This is a genomic window from Pseudoxanthomonas sp. GW2, assembly GCF_000283075.1.
Classification (GTDB): domain Bacteria; phylum Pseudomonadota; class Gammaproteobacteria; order Xanthomonadales; family Xanthomonadaceae; genus Pseudoxanthomonas.
In genome coordinates, this window is record NZ_ALIP01000038.1 from 1 (window position 1) to 8,924 (window position 8,924).

The window sequence follows — 8,924 nt, forward strand, 5'->3', positions numbered from 1 at the left end:
GGCCACGGACGAGACCCCGGGCACGGACAGCGATGGCGAAGCCGCCGCCAGCGACTGGCCCCCGCCGGGCCTGGCCTGGCTGCTGCAACCGCCGGAACCGGCGCCGCCGGCCCCGGCCGCCGGCGCCGCCGTTCCCGCTCCTGTTGCGGGCAATGCCGGCGAAGGCGAGCCCGCCGCGGCCGGCAAGGCCACGGCCCCGCTGCTGCCGGACCTGGCCGCCCCCGCCTCGCGCCCGCTGGCCGCCGCCCCGTCCCCCGCTGCCGAACCCCTGCCGCAGGAGGATGCCGCCGGCGAGGCCCTGGACACCCTGGCCGGCGCCGCGCGCCACCTGCAGGCGCTGGTCCCGGAGACCGGCCCGGAATCGCAGGCACCGGCCTTCGTGCTGCCGCTGGCCAACCCGGCGCCAGTGGCCGCACCCGCCGCCGCGCTACCGGCCACCCCGGCGCACCTGCCTACCCCGCAGCTGGGCGACGCCGGCTTCGCCGAGGATGTCGGCAGCCACGTGGAGTGGCTGGCCGGGCAGAAGATCAGCCATGCCGTCATCCGGGTCTCGCCGCAGGACCTGGGCCCGGTCGAGGTGCGCCTGCAGCTGGATGGCGACCGCCTGAGCGCCGACTTCAGCAGCGCCCAGGCCGAGGTCCGCCAGGCGCTGGAGCAGAGCCTGCCGCGCCTGCGCGAGATGCTGGGCCAGCATGGCTTCGAGCTGGCCCATGCCGGGGTTGGCCACGGCCAGGCTGGCGACCGCGAAGCGGCGTCGCAAGGCCGCCAGGGGAGTGGCGGCGAAGCAAACGGCGACGAACCGGCGGCCACGGCCCAGCCGGTACGGATGGCCCGACGCGGCCTGCTCGACGCCTACGCCTGACCGTCGCGGTGCCGGTCGCGCGGCACCGCTGTCCCGGGACCTGGTCCGCCGCGCTGCTTCGATGGTGCGTGTTTGCTGCCCCGCCCTGGCCGCGTCCGCGGCCGGGGCGCAGGTGCCTGTCGCAATCCCGATCGCCAGGCCCCGGCCATGCCGGCCGTGCGGCCACGCGCCGGACCTTCGCCGGCTCCGCCGCCGCTCGTCGTCAAACCGTCGCCGCGCTTGCGGCACGCCGCTTGCATAGGCCTTGCCGCAAACCACAGGAGATCGACGCGTGGCCACCGCAGCCGACAGGCCCCCCCGCAACTCGCCGAACAGTACTCCCCGCGACGGCGGCAAGCTGCCCCTGGTCATCACCCTGGTCGCGGTGCTGGTGGCCTGCGGCGCCGGCGGCGGTTGGTACTGGAGCTCCCAGCGCGCCAAGGCCGCCGAGCAGGCCGCCGCCGAGGCGGCCAAGCCGCGCCTGCCGGCCCCGGCCCAGTACCTGGCGCTGGAGCCGCCGTTCGTGGTCAACCTCAACGGCGGCATCGAGGGCCCGAAGTACCTGCAGGTGGAGATCCAGCTGATGACCCGCGACAACAACGAGCTGGCGGAGCTGGAACGCCACGCCCCGGCGATCCGCGCCCGCCTGCTGATGCTGCTGGCGCAGCAGACCGCCGAGGGCATCGCCGACCGCGCCGGCAAGGAAGCGCTGCAGGCCGAGGCCCTGGCCGAGGTGCGCAAGCTGATGCGCGCCGAGACCGGCAAGCCCTGCGCCGAAGCCCTGCTGTTCACCAGCTTCGTGACCCAGTGAGCCGCGCGCGCCCATGACCATCAACGACCTGCTCTCACAGGACGAGATCGACGCCCTGCTGCACGGCGTGGATTCCGGCGCGGTCAACACCGAGCCGGAGCCGGACCCGGGCACCGCGCGGCCGTACGACTTCGCCAGCCAGGACCGGATCATCCGCGGGCGCATGCCCACCCTGGAGATGGTCAACGAGCGCTTCGTGCGCCTGTGGCGCATCGGCCTGTTCAACCTGATCCGGCGCTCGGCCGACATCTCCGTGCGCGGCATCGACCTGATCAAGTTCGGCGAGTACATGCACTCGCTGTACGTGCCGACCAACCTCAACCTGGTGCGCTTCAAGCCGCTGCGCGGCATGGGCCTGATCGTGTTCGAGCCCAAGCTGGTGTTCACCGTGGTGGACAATTTCTTCGGCGGCGACGGGCGCTACCCGACCCGGATCGAGGGCCGCGAGTTCACCGTCACCGAGATGCGGGTGATCCAGCTGATGCTGCGCCAGACCTTCACCGACCTGGTCGAGGCCTGGGCACCGGTGATGGACGTGGAGTTCGAGTACATCAACTCCGAGATCAACCCGCACTTCGCCAACATCGTCACCCCGCGCGAGTACGTGGTGGTCAGCCGCTTCCACGTCGAGCTGGACGGCGGCGGCGGCGAGATCCACGTCACCCTGCCCTATTCCATGCTCGAGCCGATCCGCGAGCTGCTCGACGCCGGCATCCAGAGCGACCGCATCGACCGCGACGAGAGCTGGAACGCCACCCTGCGCGAGCAGCTGCAGCTGGCCGAGGTGACCATCTCCAGCGTGCTGGCGGAGAAGCGCATCGACCTGCGCCAGCTCACCCAGCTGAAGGTCGGCGACGTGCTGCCGATCGAGCTGTCCACCACCGTCCCGGTATGCGTGGAGAACATCCCGGTGTTCACCGGCCAGTTCGGCCTGTCCAACGGCAGGAACGCGGTGAAGATCGTCCAGACCCACCCGCCCGGCGCCGAAAAGCCGCGCCAGGCCGCCCCCGAGGAAATGCCCGCATGAGCACCGAAGCCCCTGCCGCGACCGCGCAATTCGACGCGCTGCAGTCCGAGCCCGTCCAGGGCGCCAGCGACCTGAACCTGGACGTCATCCTCGACGTGCCGGTGACCCTGTCGCTGGAGGTCGGCCGCACCCGCATGCCGATCCGCAACCTGCTGCAGCTCAACCAGGGCTCGGTGATCGAGCTGGAACGCGGCGCCGGCGAACCGCTGGACGTGTACGTCAACGGCACCCTGATCGCCCACGGCGAGGTGGTGGTGATCAACGACCGCTTCGGCGTGCGCCTGACCGACGTGGTCAGCCCCAGCGAGCGGATCCGGAGGCTGCGTTGAGCATCCTGCCGCTGCTGCTGGCCGCCGCCCCCGCCGCGCCGGCCGCGCGGCCGGCGGCGCAGGCCCAGGGCCCGGGCCTGTTCGGCGCGTTCTTCGCCCTGCTGCTGGTGCTGGGCCTGATCGTCGGCCTGGCCTGGCTGCTCAAGCGCATGCCCGGCTCCGGCTTCCGTCCCGCCGACGGCCTGCGCGTGGTCGCCTCGCTGCACCTGGGCACCAAGGAGCGCGCGGTGGTGGTGGAGGTCGGCGGCCGCCAGCTGCTGCTGGGCGTCTCCCCGGGCGGCGTGACCCTGCTGCACGAGCTGCCCGAGCCGCTGCCCGCGCCCGAGGCGCCGCGCCTGCCCAACCTCAAGGAACTCCCCAACTTCGCCCAGCTGCTGTCGCAGCGGCTGCGCCGGACCCGCTGACATGAACTCCCGCCGCCTGCTCCTGACCGTCGTGGTGCTGGTGCTGGCCTGCCTGCCGCTGCTGGCCGCCGCCGCGCCGGCGGCGCCGCAGGTGCCATCCCTGCCGAACGTGACCGTGGGCCGCATCGGCGACGCCCCGGTGAGCGTGCCGCTGCAGACCCTGCTGCTGATGACCGGCATCACCCTGCTGCCGTCGCTGCTGCTGGTGATGACCTGCTTCACCCGGATCATCATCGTGCTGGCGCTGCTGCGGCAGGCCCTGGGCACCGGCCAGACCCCTTCCAACCAGATCCTGGTGGGGCTGTCGCTGTTCCTGACCGCGATGGTCATGATGCCGGTGTGGCAGAAGGCCTGGGACGCCGGCTTCGGCCCCTACCTCAACGGCGACATCGACTTCCGCAGCGCCTGGGACCTGGGCACCGCGCCGCTGCGCGCGTTCATGCTGGCCCAGGTGCGCGAGACCGACCTGATGACCTTCGCCGGCCTGGCCGGGCATGACACCTACAGCGGCCCGGACGCGGTGCCGTTCCCGGTGCTGGCGGCCTCGTTCGTCACCTCCGAGCTGAAGACCGCGTTCGAGATCGGCTTCCTGATCTTCATCCCGTTCGTGGTGATCGACCTGGTGGTGGCCAGCGTGCTGATGTCGATGGGCATGATGATGCTCTCGCCGATGCTGATCTCCGCGCCGTTCAAGATCCTGCTGTTCGTGCTGGTGGACGGTTGGGTGCTGACCGTCGGCACCCTGGCGGCCAGCTTCAACGGGGTCTGAGATGAGCCCGGAACTGGCCCTGACCGAACTGCGCCGCGCCCTCGAGGTGGCCCTGTGGGTGGGCGGCCCGCTGCTGGTCACCATGCTGGTGGTGGGCGTGGTGGTCGGCATCGTCCAGGCCGCCACCCAGATCAACGAGCCGACCATCGCCTTCATCTCCAAGGCCGTGGCCATGACCGCGGCGCTGTTCGCGCTGGGCAGCTTCCTGCTGGCCTACCTGGTCGACTACACCACCACGCTGTTCCAGCGCATCCCCCACCTGATCGGCTGAGGACGGGAGCGCGCGGTGGATCCGGCAACCCAGATGGTGGTCGACGGCCAGCAGGCCTTCGGCATGATCGGCACGGTCATGTGGACCATGCTGCGCACCGGGGCGATGCTGATGGCGATGCCGCTGATCGGCACCCGCGCGGTACCGGTGCGGGTGCGGGTGCTGGTGGCCGGCGCCCTGGCCATGGCGCTGGCGCCGATGCTGCCGCCGGTGCCGGAGTTCGCCGGCCTGGACGCGGCCAGCGTGCTGGGCGTGGCCCGGGAACTGGCGGTGGGCGTGGCCATGGGCTTCTGCCTGCGCCTGATGTTCGAGGCCGGGGCGTTCGCCGGCGAGATCGTGTCCCAGGGCATGGGCCTGGCGTTCGCGCAGATGAACGACCCGCTGCGCGGCACCAGTTCCGGCGTGGTCGCGCAGTGGTTCTACCTCGCCTTCGGCCTGCTGTTCTTCGCCAGCGACGGACACCTGGCCATGGTCGCGATGCTGGTGCGCAGCTACCAGGCCCTGCCGATCGGCGCCGGCTGGACCGATGCCGCGGCCGGGCTGTCGGTGCCGGTGCAGCTGTTCCCGGCGGTGCTGCGCGGTGGCCTGGGCCTGGCCCTGCCGCTGATGATGGCGATGCTGGCCACCAACCTCACCTTCGGCGTGCTGGCCAAGGCCGCGCCCTCGCTGCATCCGGTGCAGCTGGGCCTGCCGGTGGCGGTGCTGACCGGCATGCTGTTGCTGTCGCTGCTGGCCGGCGAGATCGCGCGCCCGGTGCAGGCGCTGTTCGACACCGCGTTCGACGCCGGCATGGCCGTCCCCGCGCCCTGAGCCGGCGCCTGGAACGGAACTTGCACTGACCGCCCCGCGCCGGCCCCCTTCCGGCGCCGGAGACCGGCATGGCCGAGAACGAGGACGGCCAGGAAAAAACCGAACAGCCAACCGGCAGACGCCTGCAGAAGGCGGCCGAGGAAGGCAACGTCCCGCGTTCGCGCGAACTGGGCAACGCGGCGCTGTTCGGCGCCGGCGTGGTGGCGGTGATCGCCGGCGGTCCAATGTTCGCGCGCGGCGCGGCCGGCTGGATGCGCAACGCGCTGGCGCCCGACCTGGGGATGCTGGAGGACCCGTCCCTGCTGTTCGGGCACATGGGCATGCTGCTGCTGAAGCTGTTCGCGGTGGTGCTGCCGCTGCTGGGCGTGGCGCTGCTGGCCTGCCTGGTCGCGCCGGTGCTGATGGGCAGCCTGCAGTTCAACCTCAAGGCACTGGCGCCCAAGCCCGAGCGCCTCAACCCCCTGGCCGGGCTGCAGCGCATGGTCAGCAGCGACGGCCTGGTGGAACTGGCCAAGTCGCTGCTGCGCGTGGCGTTGCTGGGCACCGCCTGCGGCCTGGTGCTGGTGCACGGCTTCGACGTGCTGCGCGCCATGCCCGGGCAGTCGCTGGAGGACGCGGCGCGCACCGGCCTGTACTTCGCCGGCCGCCTGCTGGGCGCCGCCGCGGTGGCGCTGCTGCTGCTGGCCCTGGCCGATGCGCCGTACCAGAAGTGGAACCGGCTCCGCAAGCTGAAGATGACGCGCCAGGAAGTGCGCGAAGAAATGAAGGAGGCCGACGGCAACCCGCAGGTCAAGGGCAAGATCCGGCAGATGCAGTTCCAGATGTCGCAGCGCCGGATGATGGAGGCGGTGCCGACCGCCGACGTGGTGGTGGTCAACCCGACCCACTACGCGGTGGCCCTGAAGTACGACGGCGGCAGCATGCGCGCGCCGAAGGTGGTGGCCAAGGGCGTGGACGAGCTGGCGATGCGGATCCGCGAGGTGGCCGACGCCCACCGCGTGGCGATCGTGTCCGCGCCGCCTCTGGCACGCGCCTTGTATCGCGAGGGTGAGCTCGACAAGGAGATCCCCGTGAGACTGTACGCCGCCGTGGCCCAGGTCCTGTCCTACGTGTACCAGCTGCGCGCCTGGCGCCCCGGTACCGGGCGCGCGCCGCAGCTGGGCACGGTCGAGGTCAGGGAATTCCCGGAGGATGACGGCAAGTGAGCGCGACCGCTTCCCAGCCGCTGTCCCGCCGCCTGCTGGAAATGGCCCGCAATGGCATCGGCGCGCCACTGTTGGTGCTGGCCCTGCTCGCCATGGTGGTGGTGCCGCTGCCGCCGCTGCTGCTGGATGCCCTCTTCAGCTTCAACATCGCCATCTCGCTGGTGGTGCTGCTGGCCGTGGTCTACGTGCAGCGGCCGCTGGACTTCACCATCTTCCCGGTCATCCTGCTGACCACCACCATGCTGCGGCTGGCGCTGAACGTGGCGTCCACCCGCGTGATCCTGCTGCACGGCCAGGCCGGCGGCGACGCCGCCGGCAAGGTGATCGCCGCCTTCGGCGAGTTCGTGGTCGGCGGCAACTACGCAGTCGGCATCGTGGTGTTCGCGATCCTGACCATCATCAACTTCGTGGTCATCACCAAGGGCTCCGGGCGCATCTCCGAGGTGACCGCGCGCTTCATCCTCGACGCCATGCCCGGCAAGCAGATGGCGATCGACGCCGACCTCAATGCCGGCCTGATCACCCGCGAGGAGGCCAAGGCCCGCCGCGACGAGGTCCGCGAGGAGGCCGACTTCTACGGCGCGATGGACGGCGCCAGCAAGTTCATCCGCGGCGACGCCGTCGCCGGCATCCTGATCCTGTTCATCAACCTGCTGGGCGGCTTCGCCGTGGGCATGTTCCAGCACGGCATGGCCGCCGCCGACGCCGCCTCGACCTACACCCTGCTGTCGATCGGCGACGGCCTGGTGGCGCAGCTGCCGGCGCTGCTGGTGTCCTCGGCCGTGGCCATGCTGGTGACCCGCGCCTCGCGCGCCCAGGACATGGGCCAGGCGGTGGTCGGCCAGGCCTTCGGCCAGTACCGCGCCCTGGGCGTGGCCTCGGCCATCCTGGTGACGGTGGGCCTGGTGCCGGGCATGCCCAACGTCGCTTTTCTGACGCTGGGCGCGGTGCTCGGCTTTGCTGCCTGGAAGCTGTGGCAGCGCAAGCAGCAGGAGGAATCCGCAGCGGCGCGGGCCGAGGCCGCCGGGCCGGCGGCCGCCCCGGGCCAGGCGGCCGGCGAGCTGGACTGGGACGAGCTGCGCCCGGTCGATCCGCTCGGCCTGGAGGTCGGCTACCGCCTGATCCCGCTGGTGGGCAAGACCCAGGGCGGCGAGCTGATGGCGCGGATCAAGGGCGTGCGCCGCAAGCTCACCCACGAGATCGGCTTCCTGATCCCGCCGGTGCACATCCGCGACAACCTGGAGCTGCAGGCCAACCAGTACCGCCTGCTGGTACACGGCGTGCCGGTAGCCACCGCCGAGATCCAGCCGGACCGCGAACTGGCCCTGGACCCGGGCGGCGCGCTTGGCCCGATCGACGGCATCAAGGGCAAGGACCCGGCGTTCGGCCTGGACGCGGTGTGGATCCACCCGCACCAGCGCGCCCAGGCCGAGGCCCTGGGCTACACCGTGGTCGACCCGGCCACCGTGGTCGCCACCCACCTGTCCCACCTGGTGCGCGAGCACGCCCCGGAGCTGCTGGGGCACGAGGAGGTGCAGCAGCTGCTGGCCACCCTCGCCCGCAGCGCGCCGAAGCTGGCCGAGGACCTGGTGCCCAAGACCCTGCCGCTGTCGGTGGTGGCGCGGGTGCTGCAGAACCTGCTGGTGGAGCGGATCCCGGTGCGCCAGCTGCGCAAGATCGCCGAGGCCCTGCTCGAGCACGGCGCCTACAGCCAGGACCCGGCCGTGCTCACCGCCGCGGTCCGCAACAGCCTGGGCCGCTTCATCGTCCAGGAGATCGCCGGCGCCTCGCCGGAGCTGCCGGTGTTCACCCTGGCCGCGCCTCTGGAACGGGTCTTGCAGGAGTCCGCGCAGGGCAACGGCGCCGCGGCGCTGGAGCCCGGGTTGGCCGAACGCCTGCAGCAAAGCCTGGCCGAGTGCGCCGGGCGGCAGGAGGCGAAGGGCGAACCGGCGGTGGTCCTGGTACCGGCCACCGTGCGCGCCTCGCTGGCGCGGCTGGTACGCCACAGCGTGCCGTCGCTGTCGGTGCTGGCCTACACCGAGGTACCGGAGGACAAGCGGCTGAAGCTGGTCGGAACAATCAACTGAAAGCCGTGATTGGGGATTCGTGGTTCGTGATTCGAAAAAGCGGATCGCGGCGGACTGGGAAGGAAGTGGGATGAACAAGGCAACAAGAACACGGATACGGACAGGCCGCGGAGGCCCGGCATCTGCTTCTTCCAATCACCAATCACCAATCACGGATCACGGCCCCTAACCATGAAAATCAAGCGTTTCGTTGCCGCCGACATGCGTACCGCGCTGCGGATGGTCCGCGCCGAGCACGGACCGGATGCCGTGATCCTCTCCAACCGCCGCACCGAGGAAGGGGTGGAGATCGTCGCGGCCAGCAACTACGACGAGGACGCGGTGCAGCGGGCCCTGATCGAGGCCCAGCGCGCCAGTGAACCGGCGCCCG

Annotated in this window: 10 protein-coding genes and 1 pseudogene; all 11 read left to right on the forward strand. The window is 71.4% G+C overall.

The annotated features are described in order from the left end of the window. On the forward strand, nucleotides 1–862 hold an 862-nt coding region (locus B351_RS0103175), incomplete at its 5' end, for a flagellar hook-length control protein FliK (protein ID WP_019397607.1). A 271-nt stretch (nucleotides 863–1,133) separates the two neighbouring features. After that, entirely contained in the window at nucleotides 1,134–1,652 is a 519-nt protein-coding gene (fliL, locus tag B351_RS0103180; RefSeq protein ID WP_019397608.1) for a flagellar basal body-associated protein FliL, read from the forward strand. Nucleotides 1,653–1,665: 13 nt separating this feature from the next. Further along, complete coding sequence (fliM, locus tag B351_RS0103185; protein ID WP_019397609.1) at nucleotides 1,666–2,679, forward strand: flagellar motor switch protein FliM; 1,014 nt, start codon at nucleotides 1,666–1,668, stop codon at nucleotides 2,677–2,679. Continuing rightward, nucleotides 2,676–3,008, forward strand: a complete 333-nt coding sequence (gene fliN / locus B351_RS0103190) for a flagellar motor switch protein FliN (protein WP_019397610.1) — start codon at nucleotides 2,676–2,678, stop codon at nucleotides 3,006–3,008. The genes fliM and fliN overlap by 4 nt, the downstream gene beginning before the upstream one ends. Before the next feature lie 2 nt (nucleotides 3,009–3,010). After that, entirely contained in the window at nucleotides 3,011–3,412 is a 402-nt protein-coding gene (gene fliO / locus B351_RS0103195; protein WP_026010289.1) for a flagellar biosynthetic protein FliO, read from the forward strand. A 1-nt stretch (nucleotide 3,413) separates the two neighbouring features. Further along, nucleotides 3,414–4,181, forward strand: a complete 768-nt coding sequence (fliP, locus tag B351_RS0103200) for a flagellar type III secretion system pore protein FliP (RefSeq protein ID WP_019397612.1) — start codon at nucleotides 3,414–3,416, stop codon at nucleotides 4,179–4,181. Nucleotide 4,182: 1 nt separating this feature from the next. Next, nucleotides 4,183–4,452 (forward strand): flagellar biosynthetic protein FliQ, encoded by a 270-nt coding sequence (locus tag B351_RS0103205; RefSeq protein WP_019397613.1) that lies wholly within the window; start codon nucleotides 4,183–4,185, stop codon nucleotides 4,450–4,452. A 15-nt stretch (nucleotides 4,453–4,467) separates the two neighbouring features. Next, entirely contained in the window at nucleotides 4,468–5,262 is a 795-nt protein-coding gene (gene fliR, locus B351_RS0103210; RefSeq protein WP_019397614.1) for a flagellar biosynthetic protein FliR, read from the forward strand. 68 nt (nucleotides 5,263–5,330) lie between these two features. Next, complete coding sequence (flhB, locus tag B351_RS0103215) at nucleotides 5,331–6,467, forward strand: flagellar biosynthesis protein FlhB (protein WP_019397615.1); 1,137 nt, start codon at nucleotides 5,331–5,333, stop codon at nucleotides 6,465–6,467. Between the two features lie 41 nt (nucleotides 6,468–6,508). Next, nucleotides 6,509–8,554, forward strand: coding sequence for a flagellar biosynthesis protein FlhA (gene flhA / locus B351_RS0103220; RefSeq protein WP_156810407.1), 2,046 nt, complete (start codon nucleotides 6,509–6,511; stop codon nucleotides 8,552–8,554). A gap of 171 nt (nucleotides 8,555–8,725) precedes the next feature. Beyond that, a pseudogene (locus B351_RS0103225) lies at nucleotides 8,726–8,924 on the forward strand (flagellar biosynthesis protein FlhF); the annotation flags it as partial.